Origin of the sequence: Haloferax profundi, from assembly GCF_001469865.1 — an archaeon.
GTDB lineage: Archaea > Halobacteriota > Halobacteria > Halobacteriales > Haloferacaceae > Haloferax > Haloferax profundi.
Map to the genome: position 1 here is coordinate 1 of NZ_LOPV01000095.1, position 17,822 is coordinate 17,822.

At 63.8% G+C, this 17,822-nt stretch carries 22 protein-coding genes; 6 read left to right on the forward strand and 16 right to left on the reverse strand.

The features are described 5' to 3' along the window. Positions 1 to 206: 206 nt before the first annotated feature. From AUR66_RS04640 to AUR66_RS04655, 4 genes are all read right to left on the reverse strand, one after another. Positions 207 to 815 (reverse strand): class I SAM-dependent methyltransferase, encoded by a 609-nt coding sequence (locus AUR66_RS04640; protein ID WP_058571324.1) that lies wholly within the window; start codon positions 813 to 815, stop codon positions 207 to 209. Between the two features lie 123 nt (positions 816 to 938). Beyond that, positions 939 to 1,295: a fluoride efflux transporter FluC gene (locus AUR66_RS04645; RefSeq protein WP_058571325.1), complete on the reverse strand. Its 357-nt coding sequence runs from the start codon at positions 1,293 to 1,295 to the stop codon at positions 939 to 941. Further along, entirely contained in the window at positions 1,292 to 1,630 is a 339-nt protein-coding gene (locus AUR66_RS04650) for a fluoride efflux transporter FluC (protein ID WP_058571326.1), read from the reverse strand. The genes AUR66_RS04645 and AUR66_RS04650 overlap by 4 nt, the downstream gene beginning before the upstream one ends. 21 nt (positions 1,631 to 1,651) lie before the next feature. Then, positions 1,652 to 2,710 (reverse strand): ATP-binding protein, encoded by a 1,059-nt coding sequence (locus AUR66_RS04655; protein ID WP_058571327.1) that lies wholly within the window; start codon positions 2,708 to 2,710, stop codon positions 1,652 to 1,654. A 75-nt stretch (positions 2,711 to 2,785) separates the two neighbouring features. Here AUR66_RS04655 and AUR66_RS04660 point away from each other — a divergent pair, with 75 nt between their 5' ends. Beyond that, entirely contained in the window at positions 2,786 to 3,235 is a 450-nt protein-coding gene (locus AUR66_RS04660; protein WP_058571328.1) for a DUF7382 domain-containing protein, read from the forward strand. Between the two features lie 42 nt (positions 3,236 to 3,277). Here AUR66_RS04660 and AUR66_RS04665 read toward each other — a convergent pair whose 3' ends face one another. Next, complete coding sequence (locus tag AUR66_RS04665) at positions 3,278 to 4,546, reverse strand: tRNA(Ile)(2)-agmatinylcytidine synthase (protein WP_058571329.1); 1,269 nt, start codon at positions 4,544 to 4,546, stop codon at positions 3,278 to 3,280. A gap of 143 nt (positions 4,547 to 4,689) precedes the next feature. Between AUR66_RS04665 and AUR66_RS04670 the strand changes: the two genes are divergently transcribed. Both AUR66_RS04670 and AUR66_RS04675 read left to right on the forward strand, forming a co-directional pair. Beyond that, the gene (locus AUR66_RS04670; RefSeq protein WP_058571330.1) at positions 4,690 to 5,664 is read left to right on the forward strand and encodes a transcriptional regulator; all 975 of its coding nucleotides are present in this window, start codon (positions 4,690 to 4,692) and stop codon (positions 5,662 to 5,664) included. A gap of 87 nt (positions 5,665 to 5,751) precedes the next feature. Next, the gene (locus AUR66_RS04675; RefSeq protein WP_058571331.1) at positions 5,752 to 6,102 is read left to right on the forward strand and encodes an MmcQ/YjbR family DNA-binding protein; all 351 of its coding nucleotides are present in this window, start codon (positions 5,752 to 5,754) and stop codon (positions 6,100 to 6,102) included. Positions 6,103 to 6,182: 80 nt separating this feature from the next. On the opposite strand, the gene AUR66_RS04680 is transcribed toward AUR66_RS04675, so the two are convergent. From AUR66_RS04680 to AUR66_RS04710, 7 genes are all read right to left on the reverse strand, one after another. Continuing rightward, complete coding sequence (locus tag AUR66_RS04680; protein WP_058571332.1) at positions 6,183 to 6,437, reverse strand: glutathione S-transferase N-terminal domain-containing protein; 255 nt, start codon at positions 6,435 to 6,437, stop codon at positions 6,183 to 6,185. Between the two features lie 112 nt (positions 6,438 to 6,549). Further along, the gene (locus AUR66_RS04685; RefSeq protein WP_058571333.1) at positions 6,550 to 7,956 is read right to left on the reverse strand and encodes an NCS2 family permease; all 1,407 of its coding nucleotides are present in this window, start codon (positions 7,954 to 7,956) and stop codon (positions 6,550 to 6,552) included. A gap of 170 nt (positions 7,957 to 8,126) precedes the next feature. Next, complete coding sequence (locus AUR66_RS04690) at positions 8,127 to 9,614, reverse strand: NCS2 family permease (RefSeq protein WP_058571334.1); 1,488 nt, start codon at positions 9,612 to 9,614, stop codon at positions 8,127 to 8,129. Positions 9,615 to 9,699: 85 nt separating this feature from the next. Then, complete coding sequence (locus AUR66_RS04695) at positions 9,700 to 10,413, reverse strand: phosphoribosyltransferase family protein (protein WP_058571335.1); 714 nt, start codon at positions 10,411 to 10,413, stop codon at positions 9,700 to 9,702. Positions 10,414 to 10,502: 89 nt separating this feature from the next. Beyond that, a complete protein-coding gene (gene pyrE, locus AUR66_RS04700; protein WP_058571336.1) occupies positions 10,503 to 11,033 on the reverse strand; it encodes an orotate phosphoribosyltransferase in 531 nt (176 codons plus the stop codon). 69 nt (positions 11,034 to 11,102) lie between these two features. Beyond that, positions 11,103 to 11,351: a hypothetical protein gene (locus AUR66_RS04705; protein ID WP_157532995.1), complete on the reverse strand. Its 249-nt coding sequence runs from the start codon at positions 11,349 to 11,351 to the stop codon at positions 11,103 to 11,105. Positions 11,352 to 11,547: 196 nt separating this feature from the next. Further along, the gene (locus AUR66_RS04710) at positions 11,548 to 12,099 is read right to left on the reverse strand and encodes a CDP-2,3-bis-(O-geranylgeranyl)-sn-glycerol synthase (RefSeq protein WP_058571338.1); all 552 of its coding nucleotides are present in this window, start codon (positions 12,097 to 12,099) and stop codon (positions 11,548 to 11,550) included. A gap of 126 nt (positions 12,100 to 12,225) precedes the next feature. Here AUR66_RS04710 and AUR66_RS04715 point away from each other — a divergent pair, with 126 nt between their 5' ends. Together AUR66_RS04715 and AUR66_RS04720 are read left to right on the forward strand one after the other, a co-directional pair. After that, entirely contained in the window at positions 12,226 to 13,065 is an 840-nt protein-coding gene (locus tag AUR66_RS04715; protein WP_058571339.1) for a proline dehydrogenase family protein, read from the forward strand. Between the two features lie 113 nt (positions 13,066 to 13,178). Further along, positions 13,179 to 13,832 (forward strand): DUF502 domain-containing protein, encoded by a 654-nt coding sequence (locus AUR66_RS04720; RefSeq protein WP_058571340.1) that lies wholly within the window; start codon positions 13,179 to 13,181, stop codon positions 13,830 to 13,832. A gap of 45 nt (positions 13,833 to 13,877) precedes the next feature. On the opposite strand, the gene AUR66_RS04725 is transcribed toward AUR66_RS04720, so the two are convergent. Continuing rightward, on the reverse strand, positions 13,878 to 14,816 hold the full coding sequence (locus tag AUR66_RS04725; RefSeq protein WP_058571341.1) for a branched-chain amino acid transaminase: 939 nt from the start codon (positions 14,814 to 14,816) through the stop codon (positions 13,878 to 13,880). A 93-nt stretch (positions 14,817 to 14,909) separates the two neighbouring features. On the opposite strand from AUR66_RS04725, the gene AUR66_RS04730 reads away from it, so the two are divergent. After that, positions 14,910 to 15,800 (forward strand): NAD-dependent epimerase/dehydratase family protein, encoded by an 891-nt coding sequence (locus AUR66_RS04730; RefSeq protein ID WP_058571342.1) that lies wholly within the window; start codon positions 14,910 to 14,912, stop codon positions 15,798 to 15,800. A gap of 29 nt (positions 15,801 to 15,829) precedes the next feature. On the opposite strand, the gene ribB is transcribed toward AUR66_RS04730, so the two are convergent. From ribB to AUR66_RS23345, 3 genes are all read right to left on the reverse strand, one after another. Further along, positions 15,830 to 16,513 carry a 3,4-dihydroxy-2-butanone-4-phosphate synthase gene (gene ribB, locus AUR66_RS04735; RefSeq protein WP_058571343.1) on the reverse strand — a complete coding sequence of 228 codons (684 nt, stop codon included), beginning with the start codon at positions 16,511 to 16,513 and terminating at the stop codon, positions 15,830 to 15,832. Further along, positions 16,510 to 17,223 (reverse strand): DUF120 domain-containing protein, encoded by a 714-nt coding sequence (locus AUR66_RS04740; RefSeq protein WP_058571344.1) that lies wholly within the window; start codon positions 17,221 to 17,223, stop codon positions 16,510 to 16,512. The genes ribB and AUR66_RS04740 overlap by 4 nt, the downstream gene beginning before the upstream one ends. Before the next feature lie 318 nt (positions 17,224 to 17,541). After that, positions 17,542 to 17,694 carry a DUF7563 family protein gene (locus AUR66_RS23345; protein ID WP_449271631.1) on the reverse strand — a complete coding sequence of 51 codons (153 nt, stop codon included), beginning with the start codon at positions 17,692 to 17,694 and terminating at the stop codon, positions 17,542 to 17,544. Between the last annotated feature and the right edge of the window lie 128 nt (positions 17,695 to 17,822).

Here is a 17,822-nt window from a genome sequence, read left to right on the forward strand (position 1 = left end):
TCTCTAATTTCCAACCTCCGAGCGCCGAGTCTCGTCTCGGCGCGGACCGGTTGGAATCTGTAAGCGGTGACAGGCGGGATTTGAATCGAGGAGCGACGCGAGCGTCAGCGAGCAGAGCGACTGGGGTTCAAATCCCGGCGAGACCCCGTCTCGCCGACGTGCCACTCGCTCCGCTCGCGGCACTCCCGTCGCACCCGTTCGTTCACTCACACCCGCTCGACGACGGCGCAGAGTCCCGGTTCGGGTCGCACTCGTGTCTCGAACACGGTCTCTTGTATCTCGTGGACCGTCCACTCGTTCCCGAACGCCGCGTGGATGTCGTCGGGGGCGAGCGGATTCGGCCCTGCGTCCTCGGTCGCACCCTCGGCAAAGCCGACGAGAAAAAGGAGTCCACCCGGAGAGACGACAGCAGCGAGTTGGCGAGCGTACGTTTCCCGTTGGTCTGTCTCGAACGCGTGGAAGAGTCCGCTATCCACCACCGTCTCGAACGGTCCGACGTCGTCAGGGAGGTTCAACGCATCTGAAACTCGGAACTCGGTGTCCAACCCGCGCTCTCTGGCCTTCTCTCGTGCCACCTCGACACCCCTTTCGGAGAAATCGATGCCGAGGGCCATGTATCCTCGTTCTGTAGCCCAGAGTGCGTGTGTCCCGGTACCACACCCAACGTCGAGGAACGGTTCGGACAACCCATAGCTCTCGATAGCATCGACGAGTGCTGGTTGTGGTCGTCCGATGTCCCACGGGGGAACGGCTTCACTCTCGTACACCCCATTCCACCACTCCGCTTCGTCGTCCGTTTCAGACTGCTCAGCCATGCCCCGCTACTCCTCAGCCAGTCGTCATGAATATGCTGTATCTCCAGCTCTGTTCACACGCCACAGCCATCAGTTCCGGGGGGTTCGACAGCGTCAGAGAGACGGATTCGAACAGCGACGGACTCACCCAACAATCCCACCAATCGCCCCACCGATAGCCACTCCAACCAACGCTGCCAGCAACGTGCCGAACGCATATCGCGCCGCCGTCCGGTAGTCGCCGACGTCGAGGAGTTCGGCGACACCGACGGCGAACGACGAAAACGTGGTAAATGCGCCGCAGAATCCAGTCCCGGCGAGCGTCGCTGTCGCGTCACCGACCGAGGCGGTCACGACGAACCCGAGTGCGATACTCCCGAGGACGTTGACGGTGAAGGTGCTCCATTTGCCGACGATTCGCTGGTCGACGATGTGCCGGGAGAGTGCACCGAGCATGCCGCCGACCCCGACGAGTACCACGGACGTACCCGAGAGAGTCACAGTTTCTTCCCCCCGACGAAGAGACCCAGCGCTGCGGCGCTAAATCCGAGGACGTAGTTCGCACCGACGTTGAGCAGTCCGCCCGTCATCGTGAGACCGGCGGTCTGGACGGCGAAGGTGCTGTAGGTGGTAAACGACGAGAGGAGGCCCGTCCCGAAGAGCAACTGCACACGGCGGGAGGAGACGGTGGTGACGAACGTCCCGAGGGCGAAACTCCCGAGGACGTTCACGACGAGTGTTCCGCCGGTTCCGGGGATGGCGACGGCGACGAGGTAGCGGAGCGTCGCCCCGAGAAAGCCACCGGCGGCGACCAACGCCAGTTCGGAACGGTCCATACCGTCTCTCACCCGGAGGGGTTACTCTATGGTTTCGGAAGCGACGCGCGACGAGGCTGCCGTCGGGCTTGCACCACCGTCTGTCGTCTCTCGCGGGCGCACGCGAACGTCGTGAATCGACTCCGTGGTGTCGTCGACGACGAGTGCACACCCGCGCTCGGTGGGGAGTCGAGACGCCAACGACTCGTCGAAGTACGTCGGGTCGGCGGCGGCCATCGCCGACACGTCCGGACCGGCAGTGAGTCGGTGGACGATCCGAAGGTCGGCCTGCGAGAGTGCCACGTCGGGGAGCGCGGAAGGGCGCTGGGTCGCCAGCACGATGCCCACGCCCGGTGCGCGCCCGCGCGTGAGAAGTGTCCGAAGTGCAGGTTCGGCGGTGTTCCCGACGAACGCGTGGGCTTCGTCCACCAGCAACCACGGAATCCGACCGACAGACGTCGTGATACGGGCGTCGTACAGTCCACGAGCGACGACTCGGACCACGGCACTCGCAGGGACTGAATCCATCTCCGAGAGGTCGAGGACATCTGGTTCGGGGCCACAGAGGTCCGTCGGGTCCAGTCCGTCGGGGCCGAACACGTCCCACGAATCGGCGAGCGAGAGATGGTTCGTCGCCGCACGTCTCGTTGCTTCCGACGCGTCGGCGTCCACCACTGCGTCGCGCATCCCCGCGAGGGAGTCGTTGCTTGCGGCGAGTTGCCAGACGAGCGACCCCACTGGCCCCGTCGGGTCGAGGCCGAGAAGGTCGGGCCACGCACTCGGTGGGAGTGCGTCGGCACGAACCGACGGTGAGCGGTGGACCGTCGCCCCGATAGGTGCATCTTCGAGTCCTGCAAAGACGCCCATCGGGTCTACGACGACTGGTGCGGCGCCGTCGGCGCGGGCCACTCCTTCGGCGACGACGCCGAGTGTGTGTGACTTTCCACTCCCGCGTTTGCCGACGACGATAGCCGCGTGCGGGTGGTCGACGTCGAGTTCGACGGGAGCGCCATCACTTCCGTCGCGTGCGCGGTAGGACCCAAACCGACAGACTGGACCCGTTGGTTCGTCCGAATCAGTGGTGCGACCGATGACGTGCATAGCGACAGATGGGCGCGGAATCGGACTTGAACCTCCGGGCAAGCGTTTATATACGAACACGCGGCCAGACGGGCTATGCTCGAAATGTTCCGCTCGGATACCCGCGCCATCGAAGGTCTGCCAGTTCGTCTCGTCGTCGCACTCGTCGTCGGCGTCGCCAGCATGAGCGTCATGCTCAACATGCTCTCTGGCGTGCAGGGCCTCGCCACCTCAGAACTCGACGTGAAACCGTCACCCGACGTTATCGAACCGGGCGAACGGGACCTGACGTTCACCGTCGTCGACCACGAGGGCAACCCAGTCGAAGGAGCGACAGTCATCGTGAAATCCGGCACCGCCGAACTCGACGGAGAGGGTATCCCGAGAGCGAAGACAGACGACGGTGGGACGGCGACGATTTCGCTCGAACCTGACCTCGCTGCCAATCGCGAAGACGGCACACTCGTCGTCGACGTGAAACCACCCGCTGGAAGTTCGTTCGTGGACCGTCGTGAGAACACCAATATTCTGGTCGTGCAAGCGTGAGGTGCGGGTCTCCTGACTCGTGAACCGACCGCGTGTGCGCCCTCAGCGCTCGGGGTGCGTCGGTGCGTCGAACCCACCGCGAACGAGCGGTTTCGCGATGTGCCGTCGCGCACACGGCGGCACTTCGTACCACCCGGGTTCGAGGTCACGGTCGACCGGACGCTCGACCTTTCCGGGTGCGTCGGTGCCGCACTCGCGACAGCGATAGCCCTGGTTGCGACCGGCGCTCTTCATCGTGCGACCACAGTCGGGGCAGACGGGAGTCGCTGGTTCCGTCCGGACGAGGTCACGGACCGCGAACTTCTCCAGTTTGAGCGTTCCCTCCGTTACCTCGCCGCAGACGGTGAGGCGGTCACCGACGCGGAGGGACCGAACTCGATTCCGGAAGCGTTTCGTCGGTTCGAACGCGGCCATCGTGACTTCCGAGTCGTCTGCTTCGAGGTCGAAGAAGACGTGGCCACCCGTCCGGGTTTCAGGGGCCGAGGCGACAGTTCCTGTCGTCCGATACGCCCGCCCGTCTTGGAGCGTCGAGAGCGCCCCCTCGCGCAAGTGCGCGTCGCTCCCTTGATTCGTGAGGAACGTCGCCGACCGGTCGACGGGTTCGGACTCGATTCCCTCGGCAACCTCGCGAACCACGTCCGGGTCGTCGCCACGGATACCGTGGAGAATCGGACCGGGGGCGTTGGGAACGCAGACTGCTTCTCCCTCGCCGTGGTCGACGGTGTCCCACGCATCCGGATACGCGGAATCGGCCGCCTCGAAGACAGAGTCGATATCCACGTCGCGGGGGGTTCCACAGCGGTGGAACTCCCGGTAGGAGATGTGTTCGTACGTCCACTCGTCGAAGGCCGCCCACGCGCCGACGGCGGCGAGTGCGCCGATTCGGCCACGACCACCGTGCCACCCTTCGCTCAGGAACCCCGACCGTTCGGCCAGCGTTTCTGCGTCGTCTACGTCGTGGAAGTCGCGGACTGCGTCGCGGGCGAAGTCGGCCACGGCAGTCGAGACGGTGTCGGGCGACCCCGGTGCGACGACGAGGCCCGGACTGGTTCGGTCGTCTTCGGTAATCGCCCATCGGTCGAGTTCGGCGCTGGCCAGGTCGAACGCCGTCCCCGCCGGGAGGTCGGTGTGGATAGCCAATGCGGCGTTTCCGCGCGTCTTGTGCTCCACAGCGGGGTTCAACCGGACGAGGAGTCGTCGTTCGACGGTCCCACCGTATGCCTCGATACTCTCGGCGACGAGCGTCGCGAGGTAGGTCGTACACATCCCGAGGGTACGGGAGTCGGTGTCGTCGAGGCCGATGACCGTCATCGCCGGAGATAGCCGAAGGGTGAAGTAACGCCTTTCGGGTCGATGGCGACTATATAAACACGCCCGAAGGAAGGGAGACGAGTCCGCGAGGGCGGCGATATCCGGGGAAAACGCTTTATGGGCCGAATCACTTATTGCCCCCTATGTCCCGGTCAGCGCTGGTTGGTAACGTCGCCGCGATGCTCCAAGACGCGGGCTTCGTCGTGAGCGACCGTATCGCCATCCGGCCGAAGAGCTTCGACCTCGCCGCCCGGAGGGGTGAGGACCTGTTGCTCCTCAAGATACTGGGGAACGTCGACGCGTTCGACGGCGTGACCGGCGCAGAGATGCGCCGACTCGGGTCGTACCTCGACGCGACGCCCCTCGTCGTCGGCCTTCGCACCCGCGACGAGGACCTCAAACCCGGCGTCGTCTACTTCCGTCACGGCGTGCCGGTGTTGAACCCCGACTCCGCGATGGATATGTTCGTCGAGGGCGTCCCACCGCTCATCTACGCCGCGCCCGGTGGCCTCTACGTGAGCATCGACGGCGACATCCTCGCCGAGGAACGCAAAGAACGTGGCTGGAGTCTCGGCCGCCTCGCGACCGAACTCGGGGTCTCTCGCCGGACCGTCTCGAAGTACGAAAGCGGGATGAACGCGAGTATCGAAGTCGCGATTCAACTCGAAGAGTTGTTCGACCGACCCTTCTCGAACCCGGTCGACGTACTCGAAGGTGCCGAAGACGTGCGCGACGCCCAACCGACGCCGGACGACCCAGCAGCAGACCCCGACGACGAACACGTCGTCTCGGTCCTCACGCAGGCGGGCTTTACCGTCCACCCGACGTCCCGCGCACCGTTCAAAGCCGTGAGCGAAGACGCCGGACGGCGCAAGAAGACGAACGTCCTCACCGGCCACTCGCCGTTCACCCGGAGTGCCGAAAAGCGCGCACAGATTATGTCGTCACTGGGTGAAATTACGCGCACGCGCTCTGTGTACTTCGTCGAAGAGAATCAAAAGCGCGAGTCGGTCGATGGAACCGGCATCGTCAGCTGCGAGGAACTCGCCGACATCAACGACCCCGACGAGATTCGCGACCTGATTCGCGAACGCGCCCGCGACCCGGCCGAAATCTGACTACCGGGTGTCGCACGCGACGCTTCCCGTCGGACACGACGACCCTCGGCGCGCAGAATTATCGTGAGTCCCGACGTAGCCACTGGTATGGCGAAGTCGAGAGAGGCGTCGCGGGCAGAAGTGGAGTCGCTCGCAGCAGCAGTCCTGCGAGTCGTCGGGTCGTGGCCGGACGTGGAGCGGACGACGATGTTCGGAAAACCGTCGTTTCGGGCGAACGGAACGCTGTTCGCCGTGGTGTCAGAACAGGGGCTATCGTTCACGTCGCTCCCAGACGAGGCCCGTGTCGCCGTCGCAGAACACCATCGAATCCTCCCGTTCGAGGCGAACGGCCGACTCGTCGGGTCGTGGGTGACAGTCGACATCGAGCCGAATCGGGTTCGTGAACTCACTGACGCGCTTCGGGCGGGTTACGAGACGGCGCACCGCAGAAAAGCGTAGGTGCGTCGAACAGCGGAGCGGGGAGCGTCGTTCGTGGCGGGACGTGCGGCACCACTGGGCCGCACGTCGTTCGGGCGAGGTTACGCTGCCGACCCGTAGGTCTCTTCGAGGTACTGGACGATATCGCTGCTCTCGGGCATCCCCTCGACACCGTTTTCCTCGTCGACGAGGACGGGAACGCCAGTCTGGCCGCTAATCTCTTGGACTTCGGTTCGCTCGGGGTGTGCGCGGGGGACCATCCGCGACTCGTACTCCAAGTCGAGTTCGGCGAGTTTGTTTCTGACTTTGATACAGAACGGACAGCCCGATACCTCGTAGAGGATGAGATTCGACATCACCCGTTGGTATGGAAGCCGAAATGAAAAGGGCGACGGAGATGTGTGTCGGCGATGCAACGAGGAGAGACGTCGAAGCGGTCGAACCGAACGACCGCGAGCGGTCGCCGCCTCAGACCTGCGCTTGCAGCATTCCGGAGGTCCGGACGACGAAGTAGACGAAGAACGCGACGGCGAGGGCCCACTGGCCCGCACTGATGTCGTCGTACTCACCGGAGGCGACCTTCACGAGCGGGTACGAGACGATGCCCGCCGCGATGCCGTAGGCGATGGAGTACGTGAACGGCATGATGAGGATGGTCATGCCGGCCGGAATCGTGTGCGAGAGGTTGTCCCACTCGATGTCGACGACGTTGCGGAGCATCACGACGCCGATGACGACGAGCGCGATGTGCGACGCGTAGAGGGGAACCGCGGTTGCGAGGGGGATGAGCGCGAGCGACGCGAGGAAGAGTGCTGCGACGACGAGTGCCGTCAGGCCGGTGCGGCCGCCCTCTTCGACGCCCGTCGCGGACTCGATGTACGTCGTGACCGTCGAGGTACCGAGCACGGCACCCGCGGTGGTCCCGATTGCGTCGGCCATGAGCGGCTTGTCGATGTCGGGGAGGTTGCCGTCTTCGTCGAGGAAGTCAGCGGCCTGCCCGACACCGACGAGGGTGCCAGCAGTGTCGAAGAAGTCCACGAAGAAGAACGTGAAGACGATGAGGGCGAAACTGAACGCCTCGATGCCGCCAAAGCCGGAGATGAACGCACCGGCGAGGGGCGTGATATCGTAGGTTGCGGCCGAAGAGCCAGCGACGAGACCGGCCTCGGGAGAGACGATACCGAACGTGGTGAGCGCCCACCCGAGAATCGAGGTGCCGGCGATGCCGATGATAATCGACCCGGGGATGCCCGCGGCGTAGAGGCCGAAGGTGAGGAACAGGCCGACGATAGAGACGATTGCGACCGGGTTGGACGCGAGGTTACCGAGCGTGAGCAGGGTCGCCGGGTCGTTGACGACGATGCCCATCGCCTGCAGGCCGATGATGGTCAAGAACAGGCCGATACCGGTTCCGACAGCCATCTTGACCGGTTGCGGGAATATCTTGATGATGGCTTCACGCGCGCCGACGGCGGTGAGGGCGATGAAGACGAGACCCTCGACGAAGACGGCGGCGAGTGCCGTCTGCCACGAGACGCCGAGCGCACCGACGACGGTGAACGCGAAGAAGGCGTTCAGCCCGAGACCGGGCGCTTGCGCGAACGGTCGATTGGCGTAGAACGCCATCACCAGTGTGGCGACGACGGCGGCGAGGATGGTTACGACCGCGAGCATCGACTGGACCTGCCCCGGACCGAATCCGGAGATGATGACGCCCGGTTTCGCGTCCGGGATGCCCGTCATGATGGCAGGGTTGACGACGACGATGTAGGACATCGTCAGGAACGTCGTGATGCCGGCGATGATTTCGGTCCCGACCGAGGACCCGTGTTTATGCACGTCGAAGTAATTTGCGAGGGTTTCAGAGAGCCCCATGATGCACGACTAAGCATACCCACGATTGCACACATAAGCATTACCATCTCCAGAGGAAAAGTATACACGTTCGTGGATTAAACCGAGGCATTCAGAGGCCCTACCAACACGCCCGTGACTACTTACGGGAAAGAAAGTCCCGGAAAAATCACTGTCTTGTTAGTGCAGTATCACGAGAGCCCACCGGACCGGACGACGAAGTAGGCGACGAACGCCGCCGCGAGGGCCCAGTGGCCGGGTCGGAGGTCTTCGGCGTCGCCGACGGCGACCTTCACGAGCGGGTACGAGACGATGCCCGCCGCGATGCCGTAGGCGATAGAGTACGTAAACGGCATCACGAGCATGGTGAGGCCCGCCGGGACGAGCGACGCGGTGTCGTCGAAGTCGATGTCGACCACGTTCTGGAGCATCACGACGCCGATGACGACGACGGCGATGTGCGAGGCGAAGAGTGGAATCGCCGCCACGAGTGGGACGAGTGGAATCGCCACGAGGAACAAGAGTGCGACGACGAGCGCGGTCATCCCGGTTCGACCGCCTTCTTGCACACCAGTCGCCGACTCGATGTAGGTCGTCACGGGTGAGGTTCCGAGTGCACCGCCGGCAGTCGTCGCCACGGCGTCCGCCATGAGTGGTCTCTCCACCTCGGGCAGGTCACCGTCCTCGTCGAGGAACCCGGCGGCCTGTCCGACGCCGGTCAGCGCACCCGCCGTGTTGAAGAAGTCCACGAAGAACAGGACGAAGACGACGAGGGCGAACGAGACGGGGTCGATACGCGAGAATCCCCCGACGAACGACCCGGCAATCGGGGAGATATCGTACGTCGCGCCCGCGGCAGCACCGGGGACGACGAGGTCGAACGCCCCTACGACAGGGAGCGAGACAGAGGTTGTCGCGGCGGCGACGACGAGTCCTGCGTCGACTCCGACGAGACCGAGTTGCGTCACGGCCCATCCGAGCGCCGTCGTTCCGAGGATGCCGAGGACGATTGCACCGCGGGTTCCACGGGCGTAGAGACCGAACGTGAGGAACAGGCCGACGACCGAGAGGATGGCAATCGGGTCAGAGGCGACGTTACCGAGACCGACGAGCGTCGCCGGGTCGTCGACGACGACACGCATCTCTTGGAGTCCGATGATAGCCAAGAAGAGGCCCAGACCGGTCCCGACGGAGAGTTTGACCGGTTCGGGAAAGAGTCGGAGGATATACTTCCGTGCGCCGAGTGCGGTGAGCGCGACGAAGAGCACGCCCTCGACGAAGACGGCGGCGAGGGCCGTCTGCCACGGGATGCCGAGCGCACCCACTGCGGTGAAGGCGAACACCGCGTTGATACCCATTCCCGGTGCCTGTGCGAAGGGTCGCTTCGCGTAGAGTGCCATGACGAGCGTCCCGATTGCGGCCGAGAGGATGGTGACGACGGCCAGCATCTGCTGGACCGTTCCTACCTCGTAGCCCGGAAGCACGATACCCGGTTTCGCGCCTGCGACACCCGCGAGGATGGCGGGGTTGGCGACGACGATGTAGGACATCGTCAAGAACGTCGTGAGACCCGCCAGCACTTCGGTCCGAAGCGTCGTGTCGTGCGCCTCGAAGTCGAAGTACGACCCGAGGGAGTCGGCCACGTCGGCGAGGCCGACGCTCTCGTCTACGTGCTGCATCCAATCCATATCGTAACCCGTCGGGTCGATGCGAAACTGGGTGAAAAGGATACTGAAATCCCCGGCTGTGTGGGGTGTGGCGCCGTTACTCGAAGAGACTGAGTGCGCCGACCGGCGCGTCCGTGAGTTCGCGGGCGCGGTTGGTTCCTTCGTCGCCGACGGCGATGAGAGCGAAGACACCAGCGATGTTCGCATCGGCTTGCAGGGCGATATCTAAGAGGAGTTCCTGCGTCTCGCCGGAGCGGATGAGGTCGTCCACGACGAGGACGCGTTCACCGGCGTCGATGGCGCTGGCGGGGAGGTAGTACGTCAGTTCGATACCGGAGGCGAGGCGCTGGCGGGACTCGATGAAGTCCTCGACGGCGGTCTCTTTCGACTTCTTCGCGTACGCGAGACGCGCACCGAAGTAACTCGCCATCGCGGCACCGAGCGTGATGCCGTCAGTCGCGGCGGTCAAGACCACGTCAGGGCGCTCGAATCCGAGCGTGTTCGCCGCGACGGGAGCGACCAGGTCGAGGAACGATTGGTCGAAGACGACGTCCGAGTTGTCGACGTATCCTTCGTCGTCGAAGCGGACGCGGGCCTCGAGTTCGTCTGCGAGTGCGTCGCGTCCGACACCTTCGACGACCTCACGGGCGCGTTCGACACCGGGCAAGACGTGCCCGTTGACGTAGCGATTGAGGTCGCCGGCCGGCAGCCCAGTCAACTCGGCGAGTTCGTCGTACGTCCGGGTCTCTTTGAGCATCCGGAGGACGGAGACCGCCTGTAACTGGAGTGCGGCCTTCTCTGCTCTGTTCATGCCTTCGCGTTCGCGCTTGCACAAAAATGAATACTTCGATTGTGGTCTGTCCGTGAATTAGTCACAGGCGTGTATGAACACGAACGTGCTTAGCTGTCGGCGTCGGCGAGTAAGTCCTCGGCGGTGAGGAGCGACTGCAGTTCGATATCGTGGTCGGCGAGCAGTTCTTTTGCACCCTCTTGGCGGTCGACGACGACGACGACGCGGTCGACGACAGCGCCAGCCTCACGGAGTGCTTCGACGGCGTCGACGGCGCTCTGACCAGTCGTCGCGATGTCTTCGAGGACGACGACGTGTTCGCCTTCTTCCAGTGCGCCTTCGATGCGCTTGGCCGTGCCGTACTCTTTGGCCTTCTTGCGGGCGATGACGTAGGGCTTGCCCGTCTCGACCGCCGTCGCGGCCACGAGGGGGACTGCACCGAGGGCGACGCCAGCGAGTTTGTCGTCGTCTGCGACGACTTCGGCGAACGCCTCGGCGATGAGTTTCAGACACCGGGGGTCCGTCTCGAAGAGGTACTTGTCGACGTAGTAGTTGGATGTGCCGCCGTGGGAGAGTTCGAATTCGCCGAACTGCACTGCGTCGGCGTCGCGAAGCGCCGCGATGAGTTCTGAGTTCGCCATCTTGTTTCGAGAGGTATCACAGAGGCGCTTAAGCGGGACGGTTCGGGTGGGCGGAGACGCACGCGCGGGTCATCGGTACCGGAGTTCTGTGGACACCCCGTAGACGACTGCGAGGAGGCCAACGACCGCACCGACCCACCGCAGGGGCGAGGTAACCGTCCAGACCACGGCCGCGGAGACGACGACGATACTCGCCACGGCGAGTCGAGCCACCCACAGTTTGCGTTTTGCTGTCTTCGGGTCCAGCGCCTCGTCGAGGACGAAGATTTCGATGGCACCGCTGAAGATGGACCCCAAGAGTTCCAAGAGTAGACTCATCGTATAGTCGACGTGACACAACCGAGCATTGTCGGTGTGTCGGTTCGAGACGTTGGGAGAGAAGACACCGACACTGTACCGCAAGACGAGCGAAGCGAGTTCTTGCGGCTCTTCTTTGGTCCAGCTTTCTTCCGGGGGTTTGAGGCGGCGGCGGAGCCGTCGCCGATGACCCCCGAAAAGAAAGGTGGGGTGCCGGTCACCAGGGCTCGTTCTTCAGCCCGAGCAGATACGCCCCGACGTTGGTGACGACGTGGAGAATCGGCGTCATCACGAGGACGACGACGAGGACAGGGAGCGTGAACGTCGCCGTAAACCACGCGGGCGCGGCGACGAACGCGAAAACGAGTGCGCCGACGACGAAGTCGAGTTGGTCGAGGCCGGGGAAGGCGGCACCGCGTTCGCGACCCGAGCGTCGCTTCAGGAACGACGCGCCGATGTCACCGAGCATCGCGCCGAGTGCGAGGCCGAATCCGGCGGCGAGCGGGAACGTCGGCAGGTCGATTCCGACGAGTCCAGACACACTCGGTTCGAGGACGTTGAGGACGACGGCGAGCACCATCCCCGCGAGCGTCCCAGCGGCAGTCCCACGCCACGTCTTTCCATCGCCGAGGATGCGCCGTCCATCCCACGTCCGGCCACCGTCGATGGGGCGTCCTCCCCCGGCGAGGACGGCGGCGTTGTTCGGAACGTACGCAGGCAACATCACCCAGAAGGCGGTGACGACGAGTGCAGCGAGAGAGACGGCCATACCGGTACGTCAAACGGGAGGAATGTAAGTTCCGACGGTTTGTTCGAACCAGTGGCGTCGATGTCACGCGATTAGCGGAGACAGCGGATGAGAAGTCTGATTACCAGACGGTCGTTATCTTTCGATATGATTCCGCCCATCGCGAGCAAGTTCGTCGCGGGTGAGTCCGCGGCGGAAGCGCTCGACCACGCGCGACAGATGAACGACGACGACGTGGCGGTCATCCTGAATTTGCTCGGCGAACACTACGACGAACGCGGACCCGCCGACGAGGACGCAGACGTGTACGTCGAGTTAGTCGAAGACATCGCCTCGACGGGACTCGACGCCTGCGTCTCGGTCAAGCCCTCCCAAATCGGCCTCGACGTGGGCGACGAGGTGTTCGAAGAGAACTACCGTCGCATCGCCGAGGCGGCAGACGAACACGACGTGTTCCTCTGGTGCGACATGGAAGACCACGAGACGACGGACGTGACGCTCGACGCCTTCGAGGAACTCGCCCGCGAGTTCGACGGCGGCATGGGCCTGTGCGTGCAGGCGAACCTGAAACGCACGCCCGACGACTTGGAGCGCCTGGCGGACGTTCCCGGGAAGATTCGACTCGTGAAGGGCGCGTACGACGAACCAGCGGCTATCGCACACAAGAAGAAGTCGAAGGTGGACGAGGTGTACACAGACCTGCTCGAGTTCCTCTTCGACGAGTACGTCGGTGGCATCGCCGTCGGCAGTCACGACCCGAAGATGATAGCCGCCGCGCGCGAACTCGCCGCCGAGTACGACCGAGACTACGAGGTGCAGATGCTCATGGGCGTGCGCGAGGACGCACAGCGCGAACTCGCCGCCGAAGGTGTGCGCGTCTGGCAGTACGCGCCGTATGGCGGCAAGTGGTTCCAGTACTTCTACCGTCGCGTGCGCGAGCGTAAGGAGAACGCGCTCTTCGCCCTGCGAGCAGTCGTCGGTATCTGAGAGCGTCGGTTTTTCGTCTCGGTGGGCAGTTTCTGGAGTGTTACACCGAGTATCGGCAGTACGAACCGTACTAGAAATCCCCTTAAGCCCGCAGGTTCACACTTCGCGTATCAATGTCCTCGTGGAGACGTGACTTCGCAAGCGGACTCGTGGTCCTCGTTCCGCTTCTCGTCATCCTGTACGTCCTGTCTATCTTGTACAATAGTATCGTCAAGCTCCCGATAATCGAGAACATCCAACCACCCTACGGCTTCTTCATCGCCATCATCGTGTTCTTGATGCTCGTCCTCTCGGTGGGCTACCTGATGCGGACGACTGTCGGCCGGTTGCTCGAATCCGGACTCGACACGATGATGAACAAAGTCCCACTCGTCCGAATCGTCTACAACGCTTCTAAACTCGCCGTCGAAACCGCACTCACTGGTACCGAAGACCTCCAGAAACCGGTCCGTCTAGAGACGTGGCCGGGCATCCGGATGACCGCGTTCAAGACGGGGAAGAAAACAGCAGACGGCAAGGAAATCGTCTTCATGCCGACTGCGCCGAACATCACCACTGGGTTCGTGATGGAAGTCGACCCCGACGACATCGAAGAGACGGGCGAGCGTGTCGAAGAAGCGCTCACGCGCGTCCTCTCGGCCGGGTTCGCAGAGCAGGACCACATCAACGAGTACAGCATCGAAGTGACCGAAGAGTCGACGGGAGAGACGTCCAAAGAAGTCACCGTCTCCGGAGAATCGACAGACAGTACGGTCGCCAACGAGTAGTCACTCGGCGTCGTCGCGTCCGCAAAAGATGGGTGTTTTCTCGGTCTACTGTTCGTCGACGTAGGTGAACCACTCTTCGTGGTCGTCGGTGCGACGCTCCACGAGGTCGAAGAAGGCGGTCTGGAGTTCTTCGGTGACTGGGCCGCGCGTCCCCTCGCCGATGACGACGTTGTCCACCTTCCGGATGGGCGTGACTTCTGCGGCGCTGCCGGTGAAGAACAGTTCGTCGGCCGTGTGGAGTTCGCCGCGACTGATGACGGCGCTGTCGTCGACTTCGTAGCCACGCTCGCGGGCGAGCGTGATGACGGTGTCGCGGGTGATACCGTCGAGGATGCTCTGGGAGAGGCCGGGGGTGAGAATCTTCCCGTCGCGGACCATGAAGAGGTTCTCACCGGGGCCTTCGGCGACGTTTCCTTCCTTGTTCAGGACGATGGCTTCGACGTAGCCGTTGCGGCGGGCCTCCTCGCCAGCGAGGAGAGAGTTCACGTAGAGACCGGTCGTCTTCGCGTTCGTCGGAATCTGGCTGGAGGCGTGCTTGCGCCACGACGAGACCATCACGTCGACGCCGTTTTCGAGGGCGTCTTCGCCGAGGTACGTCCCCCACGGCCACGCCGCGATGGCGATGTCCGTCGGGTTGTCCTGCGGACTCACGCCGAGCGAATCGTAGCCGTAGTAGGCGATGGGGCGGATGTAACACCCGTCGAGGTCGTTGCGCTTGATGACCTCGATGGTCGCCTCGGTGAGTTCCTCGGGCGTGTAGCCGATGTCCATGTTGTACGGCTTCGCGGAGTTGTAGAGGCGTTCGAGGTGCTCTTCCCAGCGGAAGATAGCCGGGCCGCGGTCGGTGTCGTAGGCGCGAACGCCCTCGAAGATGCCCGTGCCGTAGTGAAGTCCGTGCGAGAGGACGTGAATCTGCGCGTCGTCCCAGTCCACGTATTCGCCGTTCATCCAAATCGTGGACACGTCCATGTCGTCAAATCCCATGTAAGGCCCTTCGGCGGCCCCCCTCTAAAATCATGACGAACCGGCCACCGTGTCTCCCGAGCACCTATGGTATCCTGTCAGTATTTCCGTAGTATGTCACTCGAATCTGTCGCCGTCACGGGCGGAACGGGAAGGCTCGGCCCAACTGTCGTCGACCACCTCCAAGCCCACGGGTACACGGTGACCAACCTCAGTCGAAGCGGTGGGTCGGACCGCGCAGACAACGACGTCCGCGTGAGTACGACCGACGCCGGTGACCTCGTCGCAGCGCTCGCGTCCGTCGAGGCCGACGCCATCGTCCACCTCGGAACCATCTCGACGCCCGACCACGACCCCGGCCACCGCGTCTTCGAGAGCAACGTCCAATCGACCTACGTCGTCCTCGAAGCGGCGGCGGCACTCGACATCGACAGCGTCGTCATCGCGTCGAGTATGAGCGCCATCGGCGGGTCGTTCGAACCGGACCCCGCGCGAATCGACTCGCTCCCTATCGACGAGACACACCGTGCGACCCCGTCTAATCCGTACGGGCTAGGGAAGTACGTCGCCGAAGAGACGGCGACTGGGTTCGCCCGCCGTGCCGACGCACCGACGACGATTGCCAGTCTTCGCTTCCCGTGGATGCCGAGCGAAGCGGAAGCGCAGGCGACGTTCGCCGAACGCGACCGGACGCTCTCTGGACTCCGCGAAGACGGCGTCTTCCACACCGTGCGAAACACATTGTTCGCCTACCTCGGGCGGGAGGACGCCGCGAGACTCGTTCGACGGGCGCTCGAAGCCGAGTTCGAGGGACACGAGGTGTTCTGGGCGGCAGCAGACGACACGTCGACGACAGTCGAGTCGGCGGCGATTGCTCAGGACGTGTATCCAGACGCCGAGGTTCGGGCACCCCTCTCGGGACACCAGTCACTCGTCTCGACAGAGAAAGCACAGCAGATGCTCGGGTGGGAACCCGAGTGGTCGTGGCGCGACGAAGGCGCCTGAAGAAAATCGGGAGTCCGAGACGGGGCGAGTCAGCGAAGCGCGTCGACCAGTCGCTCGCCGTCGACGAACGCCAGGTCGTGTCGGGTGGCGTAGTCGCGGGCAGTGGCCTTCGGGAGTGCCGCACCGCTCTCGTCGTCGAGCATCTCACAGACGACGACGGCGGGCGGGACGTCCGCCTCGTCGGCGAGAGCTAATCCGAGTTCGGTGTGGCCCTGCCGGTCGTCGAGGAGGTTCGGCGCGCCGCGGAGCAGGTGGACGTGGCCGGGTGCGCGGAACTCGGACCCGAAGTCGTCGGCGTCGTACTCCCCGAGGCGCGTCGACTCGGCGACGGGCGCGAGACGAGAGATAGTCATCGCGCGGTCCCGGTCGGTGATACCAGTGAAGGAATCACGGTGGTTCACGGTGAACGAGAACGACGACCGGGAGTCGTAGCCAAGGTCGTGCGAACTCGCGGCGGGGTGGCTCAGCACGTCGTCCATGAAGGGTAACGAGAGCGTCTCGGCCACGTCGTCCGGGAGTGCGACGCAGACGAGGCCACCGGCGTCGTTGCGCATGCGGGCGACGTCGGCGGGAGCGACGGCACCGGCGGGGTAGACGAGGTCGACCTCGCCTTCTCGGTCGTCGAAGTCGTGGATGAGGACTGGTTCGCCCGCACGGAACGCGTCGAGGACGCGTTCGACGCTGTCGTAGTCGCTCTCGGCGGAGCGACTCATTCGTACTCAGCCTCCTCGACGCGGACGGTGATGCTGTCGCCATCTTCGAGGGCCAGTACGTCACGGAGTTTGTCCGGCGCGATAATCTCCAGTTGGGACTCGTCGTGGTGGGTTCGCTCGGGCACGATGATGTGGACCGGGTCGTAGGTGTCGCCGTCCACGTCGATGACGGCGGCGTAGCACGTCGCCGGGCCGAAGGTTCGCTCGTCGTCTTCCCACCCGTCGATGGGGACTGCGTCGAGAGCAGACATGCCCGCACGAGAACGGACCGCGTCGTCGTCGAGACGGACGTTCAGCGTCCCCGGGAACGGTTCGTAGCCCAGTCGCTCGGTGAACTGTTCCATGTATCCCGGAAGCGAGATGTAGTGGCGACCCTCGCCCATCCCGCCGGTCACTTCGCCGTCGAGGACGACGACAGACGGCGTCTCGAAGATTCGCTGGTAGTCGGCGTACTCGCGTCGGAGGGCGGACTCACCGTCGTCGGTGATGGTGACCCACTGCCCGTCGGAGACGACTTCGCGGTCGACGAAGTCGGCCTCTTCGAGACGTTGGAGACGACGTGACGCCGTCTGATTGGAGACACCCAGTCTGTCTGCGAGACCCGAACAGGAGACTTTGACTGGGCCGGAGCGGCCACCGTCGAGGGCGACGAGCTTCAGCGTGGCCAACTCGTCGTACCCGACCGTGGCGGCAACTACCGATTCTGACATACGTCAGCGTTCGAACGCGCGTCCCATAAGCGTATCGTAAATGAGATGCATTCCAGAAATGAGATGAATCCAGCCGGAGGCACCGAACACTTCGTACGTGGTGACTATCGGGGCACCGGTGGTAAGTCCGTCGGTCAGTCTACCGAATCGAGAAGGGGCCGAGCGAGACCTCTCCTCGGCGCAGGGGCTGTGAACCGAAGAACGGGGAGAGGGACGGGCAGGGAGAGCCAAGCACAGCGGAGCAGGTGCTGTTTTCGTGACGGTCAGTCCGGTTCGACGCAGCACGACGCGGAGGGGTCGTCCGGTCGTACTGGCGAATTAGGACTCTGCTGCTCTGCGCTCGGCGCTCACCTGAGAGATGCCGGCGTTCGCCGAACAACTCGGGCACGCGTAGACCTGGCCGTCGTGGTCACCGAACACGCGAACGAAGTTCCTCGATACGAACGCTTCACAGTGGTTGCATTGGTTCATGATGGGGTGGTGGCAGTGGGGGTTCTGCCTCGACAGATACGAGGATGGCCGACAGTATACCGCTACTACCTAACTGGTAAGGTATCTCTGTGTGCCGCCGTCTCACTGCCGGGAGAGCGCGCTGAGTC